The sequence below is a fragment of the Vibrio paracholerae genome, assembly GCF_037672085.1.
GTDB lineage: Bacteria > Pseudomonadota > Gammaproteobacteria > Enterobacterales > Vibrionaceae > Vibrio > Vibrio cholerae.
Genome location: NZ_JBBHLM010000002.1, coordinates 2,059,492 through 2,079,371, shown reverse-complemented (window position 1 = coordinate 2,079,371; position 19,880 = coordinate 2,059,492). Strand labels below are relative to the sequence as shown.

Genomic DNA, 19,880 nt, shown 5'->3' with positions numbered 1-19,880 from the left:
ATAAAAAACGGGAAGTTAAACTTCCCGTTTTGCTTTTACTTATCTAGCCCTGCGCTGGCGCCAGAAAGCGAACCCAATCGCTAAGCCTACCCAAAGGTAGAGTGGCGTTGTGCCCCATAGGAAGTAAGGTGTACTACCGCGAGTCGGGGTGACCGTTGCTTTTAGCACGCCAGTTTCAAATTGTGGTAATTGAGCCGTAATATGTCCTCGCTCATCGGTGACGGCCGTCACGCCATTGTTGGTGGCGCGGATCAGCGGCTTGCCCAATTCTAAGGCTCGCATGCGAGCGATTTCCATATGTTGCAGTGGACCTATCGAACGACCAAACCAAGCATCATTTGAAAGCGTCAGTAGGAAGTCGGTTTCCGGCGTCACATTATCGCGTACCTGCTCATTGAAGATGATTTCGTAGCAGAGTGCGGTGACAAACGCGAACCCTTTCGCAATCAAATTCGGTTGCACGTAAGCCCCTTGGCTAAATGAGGACATCGGCAAATTAAAGAATGGCGCCAATGGACGCAGGATCTCTTCAAATGGCACGAATTCGCCAAAAGGCAACAAGTGGTACTTATGGTAGCGCTGAGTCAGGTCATAACGGTATTCTCCATGAGGCGTTTCACCGACGGTCAGCACGCTATTGAAGTACTGCTTATTTTCACTTTGATTGATGATGCCAGTAATCACCGCGCTTTGATTCATGCGAGCCGCAGCATCAAGATTATGCAGAAATGAAGCGATTTCATATTCAAAAGCGGGGATAGCCGCTTCTGGCCAAATGATCACATCGGCATCCCAGTTTTCCCGAGTAAGATCGGTGTATTTCATGATGGTTGGCCAGCGCTGGTTGGGCAGCCATTTCAATCCCTGTTCGATATTGCCTTGAATCAAGGCCAGTGAGGCTGTGCGCTCCGTTTGTGGGGTGACCCACTGCATGGCTTGGAGGCCATAACCGGTTGCGTAAACCACAAGAGGGATGCAAGCCATCAGCCAACGGCGGTTAAGCACGGCATAAGCTAAGCTACCAGCACAAAACAGCAGTAACAACGTGATGAGCTCTACGCCACCGATAGGGGCAAAGTTGGCAAGAGGGCTATCAATTTGACTGTAACCGAGCCACAGCCAAGGAAAACCCGTCATCACCCAACCACGTAGCCAATCGGTAATCAGCCACAAAGCTGGGGCGGCACATAACCATTTACTGCGTGAGTTGTTCGGAAACAAGCGATTAAGTAGCCAGCCGAAAAGGCTTGGATAAAGCGCCAGATAGCCGACCAATAGAGTCATTAAAAACAGACTGGCGATTTTTGGCATGCCACCAAAGGTATCAATACTGACATGTACCCAACTGATACCCACTGCAAATTGACCAATGCCCCAGAGATAAGCAATCAAAGCGGCTCGCTTTGCACTTTGTTGGTGAAGCAGAAGCAGTAGAATAAATGGACTGAGTAGAGCCAAAGGCCAAAATTGATACGGGGCAAAAGCCAGAGGAGTTATGACGCCAACAAAAGCGGCCGCAAGCGGCCGCATTAGGCGATGAGATAATACGCTGTTCATCGTCTCTTTTCTTTACTCTTACTTAGTAAGAGGGTGGGGATTACTCTTGCGCAACGTGCGAAAGCGCTTCCAGATCAGGAACGGTTACTTGAAGAGCCACCACTCGGCGACTATCCGCCGCAGTCACTTTGAAGTTGTAGCCTGCAATATCTACAACTTCACCGCGTGCGGGTAAGTGTCCGAATGCCGTCATCACCAAACCACCGACCGTATCCACTTCTTCGTCACTGAATTTGGTGCCGAAAGTGTGGTTAAAATCTTCAATCGTGGTGAGCGCTTTCACCGAGAAGGTGTGTTTGCTCAGTTGGCGAATGTCTTTTTGCTCTTCGTCGTCGAATTCATCTTCGATGTCGCCGACGATCTCTTCCAGAATATCTTCAATGGTGACTAGGCCAGAAACGCCACCAAACTCATCCACCACAATCGCCATATGGTAACGCTCTTCACGGAACTCTTTGAGCAGACGGTCAACCCGTTTACTTTCCGGAACTACGACCGCAGGGCGGATCACTTCTTGGATGTTGAATGGGGCACAGTTAGAGCCTAGATATTTGAGTAAGTCCTTCGCAAGCAGAATGCCTTCCACATGGTCTTTATCTTCGCTGATCACTGGATAACGTGAGTGCTGCGCATCCGTCATGATGGCAACCAAAGTATCTAGGTTGTGAGTACGATCGATAGTGACCATTTGTGAGCGTGGGATCATGATATCGCGCACGCGCATTTCGGCGATTTCCATGACACCTTCGAGCATGTCGCGGGTGTCATGGTCAATCAAGTCATTGACTTCAGAGTCGCGAATGACATCGACCAGCTCTTGGCGATCTTTCGGCTCTCCCTGAAAAAGTTGACTTAGGCGTTCAAAGAAGGACTTTCTACTCGGACCTTCCGAATTCTGAGAATTGTCTTCGTTCATTATGTCTCAATTCACTAACGCTATCAGATGTGTGATAGCTCACATCGGCCTTATCAAAAAGGATAAGGGTTACTCTTTTTCTGCCAGATATGGGTCGGTAAAACCCATCTCTTGCATAATTTCGGTTTCGAGAGATTCCATCTCTTCGGCTTCATCATCCTCGATGTGGTCATAACCTAGCAGATGCAGGCTGCCATGTACAACCATATGCGCCCAATGTGCTTGCAAAGGCTTATTTTGCTCAATCGCTTCACGCTCAACGACTTGGCGGCAAATCACCAAGTCGCCAAGCAGATCCATTTCCATCCCCGGAGGAGCTTCAAATGGAAAAGACAGCACATTGGTCGGTTTATCTTTACCACGGTAGTTCAAATTCAGCGCATGGCTTTCTGCTTCATCGACAATCCGAATCGTCACCTCAGCTTGTGGCTGAAACGGTGTGATGGTTCGAGTGAGCCACAACGCAAACTCCGCTTCACTTGGTAGCCCATGTTCATCTTCGACTGCCAATTGCAAATCCAGTTCAATACTCATGAGGGATTCGACTCATTGTTGTGGCTTAGCGTCATTTCCGCGCGCTGCATTTCGAGTAATTTATTTTCACGTTCTTCACGACGACGCTGCTCATACTCTTTGCGCTCTTTTTGATCTTGCGCTTCCCACTTTTCATAAGCGTTAACGATACGGGCAACCACTGGGTGGCGCACCACATCGTCAGCTTGGAAGAAGTTAAAGCTTATCTCATCGACTTCATTGAGAACTTCAATCGCATGGCGCAGACCGGATTTCGCGCCGCGCGGTAAGTCGATTTGCGTCACGTCACCAGTAATGACGGCGCGCGAATTAAAACCAATCCGTGTCAGAAACATTTTCATCTGTTCAACGGTCGTGTTTTGGCTTTCATCGAGAATAATAAACGCATCGTTTAAGGTACGACCACGCATGTACGCCAGTGGAGCGACCTCAATCACATTGCGCTCAATCAGTTTTTCTACCCGCTCAAAACCAAGCATTTCGAACAGAGCATCGTAAAGCGGGCGCAAATAAGGGTCGACCTTTTGGCTTAGATCACCCGGCAGAAAACCGAGCTTTTCGCCTGCTTCAACCGCTGGACGAGTCAATAGAATTCGGCGAATTTCTTGGCGCTCAAGCGCGTCCACAGCGGCCGCGACCGCAAGGTAAGTTTTACCGGTACCAGCAGGGCCAACACCAAAGGTGATGTCATGGGTCACCATATTCATCAAGTATTGAGCTTGATTCGGTGTCCGCGGTTTGATCACGCCTTTTTTGGTTTTGACAAACACTTCTTTGCCGTGAGCAATGCTGGATTCACTGTGTTGTTCAAGTACGCCGGATTCTTTGATGGCAAGGTGAATTTGCTCAGGTTCAATATCGGTAATCTGACTACGCACCGGAGCCGTTTCAACGTAAAGTGTTTTGATGATGTCGAGTGCAGCAGCGGCAGTATGAGGTTGACCCACGATAGTGAAGAAGTTGCCGCGGTAGTTGATTTCGACACCCAAGCGACGTTCAAGGTGCTTGATGTTGTCATCAAAAGGACCGCATAGGCTGGCGAGTCGGTGGTTATCGGATGGTTCTAGATTGATTTCTAAGGTTATGATTTTATTGCTCAAATTTGCCTCTCAGTATGTCAATAAACGTCCGATTGTGACCGGACGCTTATTGACAGTGTATACGAGATTAAGGAGTAAATGTAGCAACCCCAATCTCATCCTCGCGGCGAGTCTTCGCTTTCATTTCAGAGGGAGAGGTCGCGATACGCAGATTCATCTCTTGTTCGGTACGCAGCAGTTCACCGCGCAGTGAGTTCGGGAAAACGTCAACGATCTTCACATCAACAAATTGACCGATCAGATCCGGTGAGCCTTCGAAGTTCACTACACGGTTATTTTCAGTACGGCCACGCAGCTCCATCAGATCTTTTTTCGATGGGCCTTCAACCAAAATACGCTGTTCAGTACCCAGCATCAGGCGTGAATAACGCATAGCTTGGCTGTTGATCTGCTGTTGCAATTCGTACAGACGTTCTTTCTTCACTTCTTCCGACAGATCGCAAGGATAGTCAGCGGCGGGTGTGCCTGGACGAGGTGAGAAAATAAAGCTAAAGCTCATGTCGAAATCGACATCGCGGATCAGCTTCATGGTGTCTTGGAAATCTTTGTCGGATTCGCCTGGGAAGCCAACGATAAAATCAGAGCTGATTTGAATATCTGGGCGCGCTTTACGTAGCTTACGGATGATGGATTTGTACTCAATCGCCGTATGTGGACGCTTCATCATAGTCAGAATGCGATCACTACCACTTTGTACTGGCAAGTGCAGGAAGCTCACGAGCTCAGGCGTGTCTTCGTACACTGCAATAATGTCATCGGTAAATTCGAGTGGGTGGCTAGTGGTAAAGCGGATACGGTCGATGCCGTCAATGGTGGCGACCAAACGCAGTAATTCAGCGAAAGAGCAAATGCCGCCATCGTGAGTGGCACCACGGTAAGCGTTGACGTTTTGACCCAGCAGGTTAACTTCACGCACCCCTTGCTCGGCAAGTTGAGCGATCTCGAACAGGACATCGTCCATAGGACGGCTGACTTCTTCACCACGAGTGTAAGGCACTACGCAGTAAGTACAGTATTTTGAGCAGCCTTCCATGATAGAAACGAACGCCGTTGGGCCTTCCGCACGTGGCTCTGGCAGACGGTCGAATTTTTCAATCTCAGGGAAAGAGATATCCATCACGGGCGCGTCGCTGGTTTGCGATTGCTTAATCATTTCTGGCAGACGATGCAGCGTCTGTGGGCCGAAGATGACATCCACATAAGGCGCGCGATCACGAATCGAGTCACCTTCTTGAGTAGCAACACAGCCACCGACACCGATCACCACACCTGGCTTCTTGTCTTTCAGGTTTTTCCAACGACCGAGTTGGTGGAACACTTTTTCCTGCGCCTTTTCACGAATCGAACAGGTGTTTAGGAGTAAAACGTCAGCTTCCTCGGGTATTTCTGTCAGCTCATAGCCGTTTGCAGCATTAAGCAGGTCAGCCATTTTCGATGAATCGTACTCGTTCATCTGGCAGCCCCAAGTTTTAATTAGCAGTTTCTTACTCATCTCACTTTCGCTCGTTCAATAGTTCTTCAATCATTTGAGCTGTAGCTCACATTCTAGCCGCCCTCTCGGCGGTAAGCGGCGTATTGTACTGCTTTAAAAACCGACTGACTAGTAATTGGCGGAATTCTCTTGTAACCCTTGTTGTGATTGGCTTTTTACCTTATTCCGAGCAAGGTTTTAACGTAAAAAATGTCGCAATATTTCCCTTACTCCGTACAATGCCGTGAAGAGAAAATACTGGGTGGGAAAAGGTATGAGTAGCAACAAATTTGACATCCTCGTAGTGGGGGGCGGCATGGTGGGCGCGGCTGCTGCACTGGGCTTTGCACGCCAAGGACGCAAGGTTGCGTTAATTGATTCTGGCGCGCCGCACGCTTTTGAGCCCAGTCAGCCTATGGATGTACGTGTCTCTGCGATTTCGCAAACCTCGGTAGCACTGCTAGAAGAACTGGGGGCTTGGTCAAGTATTGTTGGTATGCGCGCTTGTCCTTATCGTCACTTAGAAACGTGGGAACACCCAGAATGTCGAACGCGTTTTTCTTGCGAGTCGCTCGGGTTGCCACAATTAGGTTATATGGTAGAAAACCGAGTCATTCAATTAGCACTATGGCAGCAATTTGCAGCTTATCCGCAGTTGACCTTAATGTGTCCCGAGCAATTGGCGCAGTTGAATGTGAGTGCAGAGGGATGCCGTGTTACCTTGCAATCGGGCGCTGAAATTGAGTGTGATTGGGTAATCGGTGCGGATGGCGCAAATTCCCAGGTGCGCCAACTCGCACATATCGGCGTAACGGCGTGGGATTATCGTCAACACTGTATGTTGATTAATGTGCAGACGGAGCAGATCCAACAAGAAACCACGTGGCAGCAATTTTTTCCAACAGGGCCGCGCTCCTACTTACCTTTGGGCGGCAATCAGGCGTCTTTGGTGTGGTATGACACACCGCAGCGTATTCGCAAGCTCAGCGGTCTTAATCCGGAGCAATTGCGTAGCGAAATTCTGCAGTATTTTCCGGCCGAGTTGGGGAATATTAAAGTGTTGCAACATGGCGCTTTCCCATTAACTCGCCGTCATGCTCAGCAGTATGTGAAAAATCGCTGTATTTTGATTGGGGATGCAGCACACACCATAAACCCATTAGCAGGGCAGGGCGTCAATTTGGGCTTTAAAGATGTATCCGTGTTGCTGGCGCAAACTCAAGAGCAGGCGTTAAATCAGGCATCTTTTGAACGCTATGAACGTTGCCGTCGTCCCGATAATTTACTGATGCAAACGGGGATGGACTTGTTCTACAAAACCTTCAGTAACTCAATAACACCAGTGAAGTTTCTGCGTAATGCTGCGCTGGCATTAGCTGAGCGTTCTGGCCCACTGAAAACGCAAGTGCTGCGTTATGCCCTTGGTTTTACGAATTGAATGTTGTTTGAGATGAGTGCTAGTTAGGCGCTATTGGTTATGTCAAAAGGCTAGACTGTAAAAACAAAAAACGCTGCACTGGGCAGCGTTTTTTACATCGAACTTTTTAAATCGAACCAAGCGATTACTTAGTTACACGCAGGATCGGTGTTTCACCTACGCTCACTGAACCAGAAAGTTTGTTCAGCTCTTTGATTTCATCCATGTTAGAGATAACAACAGGAGTCAGAGTTGATTTCGCTTTCTCTTCGAGCAGTGCCAAATCGAATTCGATGATAGTATCGCCGATTTTCACTGATTGGCCTTCTTCAGCAATACGCTTGAAGCCTTCACCTTTCAGCTCAACAGTGTCGATACCGAAGTGAACAAACAGCTCAACGCCGTCATCTGATTCGATAGAAAACGCGTGGTTGGTTTCGAAGATTTTGCCGATAGTACCGTTAACAGGAGCTACCATTTTGTTACCAGCAGGCTTGATCGCGATACCGTCGCCAACGATTTTCTCAGCGAAAACCACATCTGGTACATCTTCGATGTTTACAATTTCACCAGAAAGAGGTGCGATGATGTCGATTGCACCTGCGTTAGCGCTGTCGTCAGAGACTAGCTTCTTAAGTTTGTCAAACAGACCCATTGTGTCATGCTCCTAACGTTTTAAATTTGTTCTGTCGAAGTATAGTATACCAATCACTAAAGATAGACGACTATTTTCATCGCCTATCTCCTTGGTATCAACCGATAATTACGCTTTCGCTGCGATGAATTTATCTACGCAAGCTTCAATTTCTGCAGCCGTTGGCAGGGCAAGCGCCTCTTCAGCCATCGCTTTAATTTGTGCATAATTGGCGTTACGGATCACTTTCTTCACTTTTGGAATCGAGATGCCGCTCATAGAGAACTCATCCAGACCCATACCGAGTAGGAGCAGAGTTGCACGCTCGTCACCCGCTAATTCACCACACATACCAGTCCATTTGCCTTCTGCGTGAGAAGCATCAATCACCTGCTTGATCACGGTCAGAACCGCTGGAGAGAGTGGGTTGTAGAGGTGAGAGATCATCTCATTACCACGATCTACCGCTAGGGTGTACTGAGTTAAATCGTTAGTACCGATAGAGAAGAAAGAGACTTCTTTCGCCAAGTGATGAGCAATCGCTGCTGCAGCTGGCGTTTCTACCATCACACCGATTTCGATGTTTTCATCGAAAGCATGACCTTCGGCGCGCAGTTCAGCTTTGTACTCTTCAATCGCTTTTTTCAGCTCACGAATTTCTTCTACTGAAATGATCATCGGGAACATAACGCGAAGTTTACCGTGTGCAGAGGCACGTAGAATACCGCGTAGTTGGTCACGTAGAATTTCACGGCGATCTAAGCTGATACGAACGGCACGCCAACCCAAGAATGGGTTCATCTCTTTTGGGAGATCCATGTACGGCAGGTCTTTGTCGCCACCGATGTCCATGGTGCGGATGATAACCGCTTGGCCATTCATCGCTTCCGCGACTTCTTTGTAGGCTTGGTACTGTTCTTCTTCTGTTGGCAGGGCATCACGATCCATGAACAGGAATTCAGTACGGTATAGGCCGACACCTTCACCACCGTTACGGATGATACCGTCACAGTCTTTCACGGTGCCGATGTTGCCACATACTTCAACGCGATGACCGTCTAGCGTTTCTGCTGGAAGATCTTTCAGCTTAGCGAGCTCTTCTTTTTCCGCTAGGAAAGCCGCTTTAACCGCTTTGGCTTCTTCAATTTGTGCTTGAGTTGGATTGACAATGATTTTGTTGTTCATTGCATCCAGAATTAAAATGTCACCATTCTTCACTTTCTTAGTGATGTCGTTAGTACCGACAATCGCTGGCAGCTCTAGAGAACGAGCCATGATGGAAGTGTGAGAGGTACGGCCACCGATATCACATGCAAAACCGAGAACGTAGTTCAGGTTAATCTGCGCAGTTTCAGAAGGCGTTAAATCGTAGGCAACAAGGACAACTTCTTGATCGATCTCGCTCAGCGATACGATGTGCATGCCCAGAGCGTTTTTCACAAAACGTGTACCGATATCACGGATATCTGTTGCACGTTCTTTGAGATATTCATCGTCTAAAGATTCAAGCGCAGTGGCTTGCTCTTCGATAACGGTATGAATCGCGTTATCGGCAGACATTTTTTCTTTTTTGATGAGGGCTAAAATCTCTTCTTCTAGCTCTTCATCTTCAAGCAACATGATATGGCCTTCAAAGATGGCTTCTTTTTCTTCACCAAAAGTTTCAAGTGCTTTTTGTTTGATCACTTCTAACTGCGCAGAAGATTTGTCACGCGCAGTGTAAAAGCGCTCAACTTCGGCTTCTACTTGATCGTCAGAAATGGTGTTTGTGTTTAGGACAATTTCATCTTCTTGAAGAAGTAATGCTTTACCAATAGCAATACCTGGAGATGCTAGAATGCCTGAAATCATAGCCTTACCTTAAACTGGTCAACTGTAAACGGGAGAGTGGACAATCGCTAATCGTAACGTTTAGCGTATTTCTCGGGTTATTTCCAACAAAGCCATTTTGCGTTAACAAAATGGCTTTGAAAGGAAGACCGGATTAGTGAAGTTGGTCCATCAGAGCAACTAGGTGCTCAACAGCTTCTTTTGCTTGAGGGCCTTCGGCAGAGATAGTAACTACAGTACCTTTTACCAGACCTAGCGTTTGCAGCTTGAACAGACTTTTCGCGCTTGCACTTTTACCGTTAGAAGTCACAGTGATGTCTGCATCGAAGGCTTTTGCTTCTTTAACAAACTGTGCAGCAGGACGAGTGTGAAGGCCGTTTTCTGCAGTGATTTCTACTTGCTTCTCGTACATGTTTTATACCCCAATGAGTTTATTTTTTGTAAGTTTGTTAACCAGATTTAGCTTAACCGCATAAACTGCTTTGTGCTAGCACTGTCACAGGCTTTTCGTGTTAGAACTAAGACTGGTCAAAATTTTATCAATCGCCTTTGCTATTTTTTGCAATTTGAGCAATTGAGCGTAAACCGTCTGCTTCTTTATTTTGAAGCTAAAAATAAAACATGCCGATATTACCAAAGGTGAGGCAGGGATCAACAAAAAAGCCCCTGACTGGGGCTTTTTTAAACGAAAATTTGATTTAACCACGTATTACTGCTGGTTTTCTTTATCAGTAAAAATGCCTGCAAACAGGGCTGTACTCAAGTAACGTTCACCGGAGCTTGGTAACACGGTGACTATGGTTTTTCCTTCAAATTCAGGGAGTTGTGCGATTCGGTTAGCGGCAACAACCGCAGCACCAGAAGAGATCCCCGCGAGAATGCCTTCTTCTTCCATCAGACGACGAGCCATTTCAATCGCTTCGTCTGAGGTGACGCGCTCAACACGATCAATCAAGCCTAGATCTAAGTTACCAGGGATAAAACCAGCACCGATACCTTGAATTTTATGTGGCGCAGGTTTGATTTCTTCTCCCGCCAGCGCTTGTGTGATGACCGGTGATTCAGCCGGTTCAACCGCAACAGAAAGAATGGCTTTACCTTGAGTGCCTTTGATGTAGCGACTGGTACCCGTCAATGTGCCGCCAGTACCTACACCAGCAACAAATACATCAATTTGACCATCTGTTGCATCCCAAATCTCTGGGCCTGTGGTCTTTTCATGGATCTGCGGGTTGGCTGGGTTATTGAATTGCTGGAGGAGCAAATATTTTTCTGGGTTGCTGGCAACAATCTCTTCTGCTTTCGCAATCGCGCCTTTCATGCCTTTTGCTGCTTCAGTCAGTTCTAAATTAGCGCCAAGTGCTTTGAGTAGCTTACGACGCTCTAAACTCATTGATTCAGGCATGGTCAGAGTCAACTTGTAACCACGAGCTGCAGCAACAAACGCTAGGGCAACACCAGTATTACCACTTGTTGGCTCTACTAATTCAACACCAGGTTTGAGTTTGCCTTGCTTTTCGGCTTCCCAAATCATATTGGCGCCGATTCGGCATTTTACGCTGAAGCTTGGGTTGCGTGCTTCAATCTTAGCCAGCACTTTACCGTTAGAGACTTTGTTTAAGCGCACTAGTGGAGTGTTACCAATAGTCAGTGAGTTGTCTTCGTAGATTTTGCTCATGGCGATGTTCCTTCATTCGTTACGCAGTGATTGTGCGTGAATACTTAGTGAATATGGACAGAGAATAAGTTCATATTCACTAAGCGAAAAGGATTAAAAAGTTATAACTTATGTGGTGCTTGTTATTGGCGCAGAGGGGAGTGTTGTATCTTAAATTCCATCACCCACATCGCCGTCGCGCCACACACGGCAATTGGGACGATGAAGAGGTTCACAATCGGAATGCTCGTGAAAAAAGCGACCAACATACCAAACCCATAGGCCTTACTTTGATTTTGTTTCAAAGTGTTACGCATATCATGGAAGGTGATTTTGTGGTTATCGAAGGGATAGTCGCAATACTGTATCGCCAGCATCCAAGCCGTAAACAGGAACCAAGCGATAGGGCCTAGGGTTTGCCCAAGCGCTGGGATCAGTAATAGCAGGAATAAGCCAAGCGCTTTGGGAAGCACGTAAAGCAGTTTACGCCATTCACGGTTAAGTATACGAGGAACATCTTTGACCAATGCCCAGACTCCTTCCTCCCCGATGCGTTCACCCGATAGATGCTGCTCCACCTTTTCGGCCAATAGACCATTAAATGGCGAAGCAATAAAGTTGGCTAACGTACTAAAAAAATAGGAAAAAGTAGCGAGAATGGTTAATGCTAATAGCGGCCAAAGTACATAACTTAGCCAAGAGAGAAACAAAGGTAATTGTCCTACCCACTTGCTGATCCAAGTGTCTAAGTGGCTGAATAAATAGTACATAGCACCGCCGACTAAAATAATGTTAGCCAGCAGTGGAAGAACAACGAACCGACGTATGCCTGGTGTTAACGCCAAACGTATGCCGTAAGAGAAATAGCCGAACCCGGAACGTGAGCTGATCTGCATAAAAACGGTATTCTCCTTGATTAAGCGAGTGAAGATTGTACTTGATTGATACTGAAGTGAAATGACGAAACTGCAAAAAACGCGTCATCTTTTCAACTTCTCACATTAAGTTGTTCTAAATTCAACGAGAGTTTTGGTAAAGTACCCCGACAAGTCAAAAACACACCCTGATAAACGTCCTGTCGGGCGCTAGAGCTCAGAACATCAAACGGGATACTGAGAGTTTAAGATGCAGGAACTGCGATTCGTATTGATAATTGTTGGCGCGTTGGCGATAGCGGCGTTGCTGTTTCATGGTCTGTGGACCAGCAAAAAAGAGGGAAAGTCCAAGTTTGGGGATAAACCTCTGCGCAAGATAAAAGTCGAAAGTGATGATCCGCCTTCACGTGCCTTCGTGGCAGAAGACGATTTCGAAATCATCCGTAAGGATCGTAAAGAGCCTGATTTTGGTATTCCGAATCAACAGCATGATCCTTTGATTTTTGATTTCGCGCCTCATGATGAACTGGACGAGGATGAGGATGATGAGGAAGAGCGTATTCCGGTTCAGCCTCAATCCCAACCTCAACCTAGAAAGGTTCAACCTCAGGTCGAGATGCCTAGAGCTGCGCCAAATGTGCCAATGACTAAGGTGCAACCTGCAGCGGTGACCGAGATTGAGGTACAAGAGCCACAGGAAGAAAAGCTGGATGTGATTGTGCTCAATGTACACTGTGCTAGTAACCAGCCTTTTATCGGAACCAAACTGTTCGATAGCATGCAGCAAAATGGTTTGTTGTTTGGTGAAATGGATATTTTCCATCGCCACGCGGATCTCTCTGGAACGGGGAAAGTGTTGTTTAGTGTCGCGAATATGATGCAACCTGGTACGCTGATGCATGATGATCCTGCGGACTTTTCAACCAAAGGTATCTCCTTTTTCATGACACTGCCGTGTTTTGGCGATCCTGAGCAAAACTTCAAGTTGATGCTCAAAACCGCTCAACAAATTGCCGATGATCTTGGTGGGCATGTGTTGGACGATGCTCGTAACTTAATGACCCCTAATCGTCTTGATGCTTACCGCAAACAAATTCAAGAATTTAAAATGGGTACTAGCAAAGCATCGTCGAGTTCTTTTATTTAGGTCACTCACCGCGATAAAAAATGAACAGTATGCGACGAAACAACAGTATGCGGCGAAATAATGTAGATAGGCCAATATTGGTTGCAATCACCGCCAACGTTGGCTGGAAATAGAATAAGAGGGCTCCTAGCGGAGCCTTTTTTCATCATTCGAGAGAATTACGATGTCTAATGTAGAACAAAAATTAACTGAACTAAGACAAATCCTGCATGAACATGGTGTCCGCTATTACGTAGAAGATGCCCCCACCATTCCGGATGCAGAATACGATCGCTTAATGCGCGAGCTGCTGGAATTGGAAGCAGCTCATCCAGAATTGATGAGCTCGGACTCGCCCAGTTTACGAGTCGGAGGACGTCCGCTTGATGCATTTGAATCTGTCGTGCATGAAATTCCGATGTTATCGCTCGATAACGCCTTTGATGATGGTGAATTAGAAAGCTTTTATCGCCGTATGACGGATAGGCTCCCAGCGGTACAGCACAGTGCCTTTTGTTGTGAGCCGAAACTGGATGGCTTGGCGGTCAGTTTACTATACGAAAATGGCGTTCTGACCCGCGCGGCGACTCGTGGTGATGGTACGACCGGCGAAAACATCACAGAAAATGTACGTACCATTAAAGCAATCCCTTTACGCCTGCAAGGCGCAGATTTTCCAACTCGCCTTGAAGTGCGCGGTGAAGTGTTTATGCCTAAAGCGGGGTTTGAAGCACTTAACGCACGAGCATTAAAAAAAGGTGAAAAGCAGTTTGTTAACCCTCGTAATGCGGCGGCGGGAAGCCTACGTCAACTCGACTCCAAAATTACCGCCCAACGTCCACTGGCTTTTTATGCTTACAGCGTTGGCGTTATTGAAGGGCGAGAGTTAGCGACTAGCCATTATCAACGTTTTTTACAACTAAAGGGCTGGGGGCTGCCGATTTGTCCAGAAACCAAACTGGTAACTTCTCTCACCGAAGTCAAAGCTTTTTATCAAGATATTTTGCAACGTCGCCAGTCTTTGGCTTATGAGATTGATGGCGTCGTCATCAAGGTTGACGATATTCAGTTGCAAGAGCGATTGGGTTTCGTAGCTAGAGCGCCACGTTGGGCGATTGCCTATAAGTTTCCTGCGCAGGAAGAGCTCACCTTGCTCAATGATGTTGAATTTCAGGTAGGTCGTACGGGCGCGATTACCCCGGTTGCTAAGTTGGAGCCTGTGTTTGTCGGTGGAGTTACGGTGAGTAATGCCACATTACATAATGCCGATGAGATTGAGCGTTTGGGAGTGATGGTTGGAGATACGGTGGTGATCCGCCGTGCTGGGGATGTCATCCCACAAATCGTCTCTGTGGTGTTAGAGAGACGCCCTGAGAATGCCAAACCCATTGTATTTCCTACTCGTTGCCCAGTGTGTCAATCGGATGTTGAACGGGTTGAAGGAGAGGCGGTTGCTCGATGTTCCGGTGGACTGATTTGCCAAGCTCAGCGCAAAGAGGCATTGAAGCATTTTGTTTCTCGCAAGGCCATGGATGTAGAAGGCTTAGGCGATAAAGTGATTGAGCAACTGGTTGACCGAGAAATGGTGAGTACACCTGCGGATTTATTCCGGTTAAGAGCAGGAGAGCTCACGATTTTGGAGCGAATGGGCCCCAAATCGGCGCAGAATGTGATTGATGCTCTCAATAAAGCTAAGCAAACCACATTACCTAAGTTTTTATATGCACTGGGTATTCGTGAAGTCGGCGAGGCTACTGCACTCAATTTGGCTCAGCACTTTTTAAGCTTGGAAGCGATACAACAAGCGAGTTTAGAACAATTTATCGAAGTTCCTGATGTCGGCGTGGTTGTCGCAAGCCATTTACAGGCCTTCTTTGCGCAAGACCGTAACCAACAAGTGATCAATGAACTGCTAGAACAAGGCATCACATGGCCGGCGCTTACGGCTGCGCCTGTGGCGGTAAACTCTGCTATCGCGGGTAAAGTTGTTGTGTTAACCGGCAGTTTTACTCAATTGTCTCGTAATGATGCGAAAGCCGCACTACAAGCTTTAGGTGCTAAGGTTACGGGGAGCGTATCAAAAAATACGGATATGGTTTTTGCAGGAGAAGCAGCAGGTTCTAAGCTCGCCAAAGCGGCTGAGTTGGGTATCCAAGTCTTCGATGAGCAAGCTCTGATCGAATTTTTAAAATAAGCACATTTCGTGTGGCTTCGGTTGTGTTTTTTATAAACAGATTGAACTTCTTGATTATCCTAAGTCTAAACCTCAGTCTATGCTGGGGTTTATTTTTGCTCAAAAACAACTCGCCAATTTATATCAAATTCAGAACTTTTATTGTTTTTAAAAGTCATCCATCATTTTGTTTTTATTCGACGCATTTCAAATAAAAGACATTAACCAATAATAAAAATTTATATTTATCAGTTATTTAAGTTTGACTTGGCTTTTCGCTAGTAATAATTGGATCTCGATCACTTACTCCCCAGAAGTTTGCCGTGGCTCATATTTTTTTAGATAAAAATTAAGTTCTGATTGATGTTTTCTAACCGAGAGTTAGTCTACAGACATGGATACACGGTTAGTGTGCCAACAACTAAGAGAATCGGTTTCGATACTCGAAAAGGAAATGACTTCTCCCTTCGGCGGCCAACTTAAGGGAGAAACTCAAAAAACAGCTATATCCATTTTTAGGAGTTATCCATGGACAAAATGTTTAAACGTACTCTTCTGGGTGCAGCAGTAGCGATGGCAGCCGTAGGTGTTCAAGCGGCTCAGCTTACTGATAACGTACAGCTTTACGGCCAAGCGGCTGGTAACCTTTATTTTGAAAGCAAACGTGATAGTGCAAAAGACGATACTGTAGGCGTTGAAATCGAATCCCGTATTGGTTTACGTGGTAAGCAGTCATTCAATAACTTTGGACCAGATTTTATTTGGCAAATCGAAACAGGCAATGCTAACCGTGCAGCGAGTTGGGATGCAGGTTGGGGACGCTTTGGTGGACGCGATACCTTCTTAGGTCTTGATTTTGAAGGCGTTGGTGCGGTGAAAGTAGGTCGTCAGCTAGTATCGATTTATGACTATGTCGACTGGCCACACTCAAACCCAGGTTTAGGTAACGTATTTGACTGGCACAATGCTATTGGTGCTGGCTATCAAGATCGTGCGGACCATGTGATTCGTTTTGATTCAGCTGACTACAGTGGTTTCAAATACTCTCTATCAGCTAGCAAAATGGATAGCTCAACCGATAATGCCGTAGTCAGCTTCGCATTAGCCTATAATGCTGAGCGTTTTGGCCTTCACGGTGGTGCTTATTTAGGCTCTAAAGAGAAGACTGCGGCTAAAGTTGGTGAGTGGGCCTTAGATAAAGATGGCAATCCGAAGAAAGGTGATGATACTCCAGCGAAAGAGGCTCAAGAGGCTTACTACTTACTTGGTGGTAACGTGTCTATCACAGACAAGTTAAGCTTGACTGCGGCTTGGAAGCATATGACTAATGAAGTCAATAATGTTGAGAAAAAGCAAGATGCTTACTCTGCAACTTTGGCTTACTGGGCAACATCTGAGTGGCTATTTAAAACTGGTTATGCAGCAACTACTAAAGCTAAAGAAGGTGGTGTAACTCAAGAAAACACCGATAGCCAAGCAATTACTGCTCGTGCACTATATGTGATGGATCCATCAGCGGTTATGTACTTTGATATTCGCAACTACGACATGCTGGGCAATGCGAAAGGTGATGACCAAACCCGCTTCTTGTTAGGCATGGAATACTACTTTTAATCATAATGATTAAAAGTTCAGACCAAGGCGAGCGACAGCTCGCCTTTTATTTGGAGGTAATAATGAATAAACTTTTGATTAGCGCGCTATTAGGAATGGTTGTCTCTTCTCACTCTTACGCTGATGTAACGGTAAATATTGACCGAGACCTCCAGATTTTAGCAATTAATGGGGTAGAACCTGACCTTTCGTTTGGGCATACTTCAGAGTTAGTATTGCCAAATGGCTTAAATCAGCTATTAGTGCGTATAGAGAAAGTGATTCAATACAGTGGCACTCAAAATAAATATAAATCTCCAGCCATCGTGCTAAGCTTTGCGCAAGAAAATAGTCAGGTTTTCCTGAAGCCGACCTCCTTGATCAAGGATGAAACATCGGCCAAAAATTTTGATAGAAAGCCAGGAGTGGTTCTAACTAATGCATCGAAGCAATCAGTAGAGTTTCAACAAGATGTGTTAGTCGCGAAAGGGTTTTCTCCATTTCGTAATTATGAAAAAGAACTGTATCACTATAATTCTCAAGAAAAAATTGCCTCTATTAGCGCACTCAACCAGCAAGGTTTTCATCAACAACACAGTGAGCATGAATCGGTACCGACAATTGAGCCTATAGCGACGGTAAATGTTCAAACTCAATCAACCGTATCCAAGCCTACAGAAATGATCCAATATTTATTTGGTGAAGCCAGTTCAGCAGAGCGCCAAGAATTTGCTAACTGGGCCTTTGCTAACCGCGCAGAGGTAGCCCAGCCTATGGTTACACAGAATAAGTTGGTCGAAATGATGGCTGATTGGTACAAAAAAGCCGATAAAGCCGAAAAAGCATCGATTCTCTCTTGGTTGATCAGCCAAGAATAATTGCATTTCTCGCTGGATAGAGGCATGGTCTTTCCATGCCTTTGTTATTTTTTATGTGCCATGAATATTAGCCAGATTGCCAAACTCACCTCACTGACTGCGAAGTCGGTTCGTCTATACGAAGAGAAAGGTCTCATCACCCCTCCATTGCGCTCTGAAAGTGGTTATCGCACTTACACTCAGCAGCATGTGGATGATTTACTGCTGATTGCTCGCTGTCGGCGAGTCGGTTTTAGTTTAGATGAGTGTAAAGCCATGCTCACTCTTGCCAATGATCCAAACCGAACGAGCGCGGCGGTGCGCGCGCGAGCACAAGAAAAGTTGCAGGAAGTCTCAAATAAGCTGGCTGAACTTACTATGATTAAGCAGCAGCTAGAAGAGTGGATCGCATCTTGTCCCGGAGATCAAGGCAGCGATTGCCCAATCATAGAACAGTTGAAGGGGCATTGTTGTTCAAACAATAAAACTAAGACCCCGTAGGGTCTTAGTTCCAAGTTGAAGTTGCCTACAGAATGATAGACTTTTAGATTGGTTGGACGACTAAGATAATCCCATCCACAGCAACGACAGAAACACGGCTCCCTGCAGCAAGCTCCTGATCGCAGCGCGCTGTCCAAGCCGTATCACCCAGTGTTACTTGAAACTCTCCTGCTGGGGTATCTTGGGTTATCGGAATAATACGTCCGAGTAACTGTTTTTCTTTCTGGTTAAGGTCGCGTTCCGTATCTTGCTTTTTATCTCGGCTAAATTGACGTCGCCACCAAAGCCAAGTCGTGACCAGAGAAAAACTGGCAAAAGCCAGCCACTGCAGTTGCCAACCAAAAGGCATTACGGCGAGCAATACCCCAACTAACAGTGCTGATAGGCCAAGCCACAAAAAATAACCTGCAGTGCCGAGTAGCTCAGCGGCTAATAGAAGTAAGCCCAAGGCCAACCAATGCCAGAAATTCAATTGTGAGAGTAGCTCTACCACGGGGCACCTACTTAGTGGTTTGTGATGATTTAAACATTTCTGCAATTCCAGCAACAGAACCCATTAGGCCTGTTGCTTCAAGTGGCAGCATAATGATCTTACCATTCTCTGCTTGACCAATCGCTTTCAGCGCTTCGGTATAGCCTTGAGCAATAAAGTAATTGACCGCTTGCATATCACCTTTCGCTATGGCTTCTGAAACCATAGTAGTTGCCTTGGCTTCCGCTTCGGCGGCACGCTCACGTGCTTCAGCTTGTAAAATGGCGGCTTGTTTTTCCCCTTCAGCTTTCAATATTTCGGATTGTTTTTGACCTTCCGCACGCAGAATTTGCGCTTGGCGTACCCCTTCTGCTTCAAGGACTTCCGCCCGTTTGTTACGTTCAGCTTTCATCTGCGCATTCATTGCCGCGGTCAAATCAGCAGGTGGTTGTACATCTTTAATTTCAATCCGCGTCACTTTTACGCCCCAAGGGCTGGTGGCATGATCAACAATTGACAACAGCTTGGTATTAATCATGTCACGTTGACTGAGCATCTCATCCAGCTCCATTGAGCCTAATACGGTACGCATATTGGTGAGGGTGAGGTTACGGATTGCATGTTGCAACTCACTGACTTCATAAGCGGCTTTAGCCGCATCAATCACTTGCACAAAACAGACCGCATCAATCACTACATTCGCGTTGTCTTTGGAGATGACTTCTTGGGCCGGGATATCTAAAACTTGTTCCATCATATTAATTTTATGACCAACGCGATCGATAAACGGAATAATCAAATTAAGACCCGGTTTGAGTGTTTGCGTGTAACGGCCAAATCGTTCGACGGTCCAGTTGTGACCTTGAGGCACAGTTTTTACAGCAGAGGAGATAAAAATGATGACGGCCAGTACCAGAACCGCAATTGTAATCAATGAATCAATAGCCATGACGTATCCTTGTTTTTTTAAAGTAATAGCTTGCTACTTGCCGTTAAAGCGATGAGCGAATATTTAGTCAGCTAAGAATGAGCGCCTCTCTAAACAAAATAGACGAAAACTTTTTCAATCAGTGACTTGTGACTAAATTAACAGCAACCAATGCTATTTGCTATCCTAGAGAAGGGCTAACAATCAATTTCATGGCTGATGATTATCCCCTTTCTACT

The 19,880-nt window shown here is 46.2% G+C and carries 18 protein-coding genes; 6 read left to right on the top strand and 12 right to left on the bottom strand.

Annotation, left to right across the window (positions count from 1 at the left end; all coding sequences use genetic code 11):
* Positions 1-39: 39 nt before the first annotated feature.
* The 5 genes from lnt to miaB form a co-directional block, all read right to left on the bottom strand.
* A complete protein-coding gene (gene lnt / locus R4537_RS14540; RefSeq protein WP_032480693.1) occupies positions 40-1,557 on the bottom strand; it encodes an apolipoprotein N-acyltransferase in 1,518 nt (505 codons plus the stop codon).
* Between the two features lie 40 nt (positions 1,558-1,597).
* Positions 1,598-2,473 (bottom strand): CNNM family magnesium/cobalt transport protein CorC, encoded by an 876-nt coding sequence (corC, locus tag R4537_RS14535; RefSeq protein ID WP_071178550.1) that lies wholly within the window; start codon positions 2,471-2,473, stop codon positions 1,598-1,600.
* 69 nt (positions 2,474-2,542) lie between these two features.
* Positions 2,543-3,007 carry an rRNA maturation RNase YbeY gene (ybeY, locus tag R4537_RS14530; protein ID WP_071178549.1) on the bottom strand — a complete coding sequence of 155 codons (465 nt, stop codon included), beginning with the start codon at positions 3,005-3,007 and terminating at the stop codon, positions 2,543-2,545.
* Positions 3,004-4,107 (bottom strand): PhoH family protein, encoded by a 1,104-nt coding sequence (locus R4537_RS14525; RefSeq protein WP_071178548.1) that lies wholly within the window; start codon positions 4,105-4,107, stop codon positions 3,004-3,006. Before R4537_RS14525 ends, ybeY begins: the two co-directional genes overlap by 4 nt.
* 67 nt (positions 4,108-4,174) lie before the next feature.
* Entirely contained in the window at positions 4,175-5,599 is a 1,425-nt protein-coding gene (gene miaB / locus R4537_RS14520) for a tRNA (N6-isopentenyl adenosine(37)-C2)-methylthiotransferase MiaB (protein ID WP_071178547.1), read from the bottom strand.
* 253 nt (positions 5,600-5,852) lie between these two features.
* Between miaB and R4537_RS14515 the strand changes: the two genes are divergently transcribed.
* Positions 5,853-7,016 carry a 2-octaprenyl-3-methyl-6-methoxy-1,4-benzoquinol hydroxylase gene (locus R4537_RS14515; protein WP_071178546.1) on the top strand — a complete coding sequence of 388 codons (1,164 nt, stop codon included), beginning with the start codon at positions 5,853-5,855 and terminating at the stop codon, positions 7,014-7,016.
* Positions 7,017-7,140: 124 nt separating this feature from the next.
* Here R4537_RS14515 and crr read toward each other — a convergent pair whose 3' ends face one another.
* The 5 genes from crr to cysZ all read right to left on the bottom strand — a co-directional run bounded on the left by crr (position 7,141) and on the right by cysZ (position 12,012).
* Positions 7,141-7,650 (bottom strand): PTS glucose transporter subunit IIA, encoded by a 510-nt coding sequence (gene crr, locus R4537_RS14510; RefSeq protein WP_071178545.1) that lies wholly within the window; start codon positions 7,648-7,650, stop codon positions 7,141-7,143.
* A gap of 108 nt (positions 7,651-7,758) precedes the next feature.
* Positions 7,759-9,480, bottom strand: a complete 1,722-nt coding sequence (ptsI, locus tag R4537_RS14505; protein ID WP_071178544.1) for a phosphoenolpyruvate-protein phosphotransferase PtsI — start codon at positions 9,478-9,480, stop codon at positions 7,759-7,761.
* Between the two features lie 133 nt (positions 9,481-9,613).
* Positions 9,614-9,871: an HPr family phosphocarrier protein gene (locus tag R4537_RS14500; RefSeq protein ID WP_000273061.1), complete on the bottom strand. Its 258-nt coding sequence runs from the start codon at positions 9,869-9,871 to the stop codon at positions 9,614-9,616.
* Positions 9,872-10,168: 297 nt separating this feature from the next.
* The gene (gene cysK / locus R4537_RS14495) at positions 10,169-11,137 is read right to left on the bottom strand and encodes a cysteine synthase A (RefSeq protein WP_071178543.1); all 969 of its coding nucleotides are present in this window, start codon (positions 11,135-11,137) and stop codon (positions 10,169-10,171) included.
* A gap of 122 nt (positions 11,138-11,259) precedes the next feature.
* Positions 11,260-12,012: a sulfate transporter CysZ gene (cysZ, locus tag R4537_RS14490; RefSeq protein WP_071178542.1), complete on the bottom strand. Its 753-nt coding sequence runs from the start codon at positions 12,010-12,012 to the stop codon at positions 11,260-11,262.
* A 229-nt stretch (positions 12,013-12,241) separates the two neighbouring features.
* On the opposite strand from cysZ, the gene zipA reads away from it, so the two are divergent.
* The 5 genes from zipA (at position 12,242) to cueR (ending at position 18,241) form a co-directional block, all read left to right on the top strand.
* Positions 12,242-13,138: a cell division protein ZipA gene (zipA, locus tag R4537_RS14485; protein WP_071178541.1), complete on the top strand. Its 897-nt coding sequence runs from the start codon at positions 12,242-12,244 to the stop codon at positions 13,136-13,138.
* A 163-nt stretch (positions 13,139-13,301) separates the two neighbouring features.
* Positions 13,302-15,311 (top strand): NAD-dependent DNA ligase LigA, encoded by a 2,010-nt coding sequence (gene ligA, locus R4537_RS14480; protein WP_071178540.1) that lies wholly within the window; start codon positions 13,302-13,304, stop codon positions 15,309-15,311.
* Between the two features lie 507 nt (positions 15,312-15,818).
* On the top strand, positions 15,819-16,904 hold the full coding sequence (locus R4537_RS14475) for a porin (protein ID WP_071178539.1): 1,086 nt from the start codon (positions 15,819-15,821) through the stop codon (positions 16,902-16,904).
* Positions 16,905-16,909: 5 nt separating this feature from the next.
* On the top strand, positions 16,910-17,761 hold the full coding sequence (locus R4537_RS14470) for a YccT family protein (RefSeq protein ID WP_413081285.1): 852 nt from the start codon (positions 16,910-16,912) through the stop codon (positions 17,759-17,761).
* 60 nt (positions 17,762-17,821) lie between these two features.
* The gene (cueR, locus tag R4537_RS14465; protein ID WP_071178537.1) at positions 17,822-18,241 is read left to right on the top strand and encodes a Cu(I)-responsive transcriptional regulator; all 420 of its coding nucleotides are present in this window, start codon (positions 17,822-17,824) and stop codon (positions 18,239-18,241) included.
* Between the two features lie 43 nt (positions 18,242-18,284).
* Here the strand turns inward: cueR and R4537_RS14460 are convergent, their stop codons facing one another.
* Both R4537_RS14460 and R4537_RS14455 read right to left on the bottom strand, forming a co-directional pair.
* Positions 18,285-18,734 (bottom strand): NfeD family protein, encoded by a 450-nt coding sequence (locus R4537_RS14460; RefSeq protein ID WP_071178536.1) that lies wholly within the window; start codon positions 18,732-18,734, stop codon positions 18,285-18,287.
* Between the two features lie 7 nt (positions 18,735-18,741).
* Positions 18,742-19,662, bottom strand: coding sequence for an SPFH domain-containing protein (locus tag R4537_RS14455; protein ID WP_000963387.1), 921 nt, complete (start codon positions 19,660-19,662; stop codon positions 18,742-18,744).
* Between the last annotated feature and the right edge of the window lie 218 nt (positions 19,663-19,880).

Coding starts and splice junctions, on each gene's coding strand:
- cueR (WP_071178537.1), top strand. CDS start 17,822: ATGAATATTAGCCAGATTGCCAAACTCACCTCACTGACTGCGAAGTCG.
- R4537_RS14515 (WP_071178546.1), top strand. CDS start 5,853: ATGAGTAGCAACAAATTTGACATCCTCGTAGTGGGGGGCGGCATGGTG.
- cysZ (WP_071178542.1), bottom strand. CDS start 12,012: ATGCAGATCAGCTCACGTTCCGGGTTCGGCTATTTCTCTTACGGCATA.
- R4537_RS14475 (WP_071178539.1), top strand. CDS start 15,819: ATGGACAAAATGTTTAAACGTACTCTTCTGGGTGCAGCAGTAGCGATG.
- corC (WP_071178550.1), bottom strand. CDS start 2,473: ATGAACGAAGACAATTCTCAGAATTCGGAAGGTCCGAGTAGAAAGTCC.
- ybeY (WP_071178549.1), bottom strand. CDS start 3,007: ATGAGTATTGAACTGGATTTGCAATTGGCAGTCGAAGATGAACATGGG.
- R4537_RS14470 (WP_413081285.1), top strand. CDS start 16,910: ATGATTAAAAGTTCAGACCAAGGCGAGCGACAGCTCGCCTTTTATTTG.
- ligA (WP_071178540.1), top strand. CDS start 13,302: ATGTCTAATGTAGAACAAAAATTAACTGAACTAAGACAAATCCTGCAT.
- crr (WP_071178545.1), bottom strand. CDS start 7,650: ATGGGTCTGTTTGACAAACTTAAGAAGCTAGTCTCTGACGACAGCGCT.
- ptsI (WP_071178544.1), bottom strand. CDS start 9,480: ATGATTTCAGGCATTCTAGCATCTCCAGGTATTGCTATTGGTAAAGCA.
- zipA (WP_071178541.1), top strand. CDS start 12,242: ATGCAGGAACTGCGATTCGTATTGATAATTGTTGGCGCGTTGGCGATA.
- lnt (WP_032480693.1), bottom strand. CDS start 1,557: ATGAACAGCGTATTATCTCATCGCCTAATGCGGCCGCTTGCGGCCGCT.
- miaB (WP_071178547.1), bottom strand. CDS start 5,599: ATGAGTAAGAAACTGCTAATTAAAACTTGGGGCTGCCAGATGAACGAG.
- R4537_RS14500 (WP_000273061.1), bottom strand. CDS start 9,871: ATGTACGAGAAGCAAGTAGAAATCACTGCAGAAAACGGCCTTCACACT.
- R4537_RS14455 (WP_000963387.1), bottom strand. CDS start 19,662: ATGGCTATTGATTCATTGATTACAATTGCGGTTCTGGTACTGGCCGTC.
- cysK (WP_071178543.1), bottom strand. CDS start 11,137: ATGAGCAAAATCTACGAAGACAACTCACTGACTATTGGTAACACTCCA.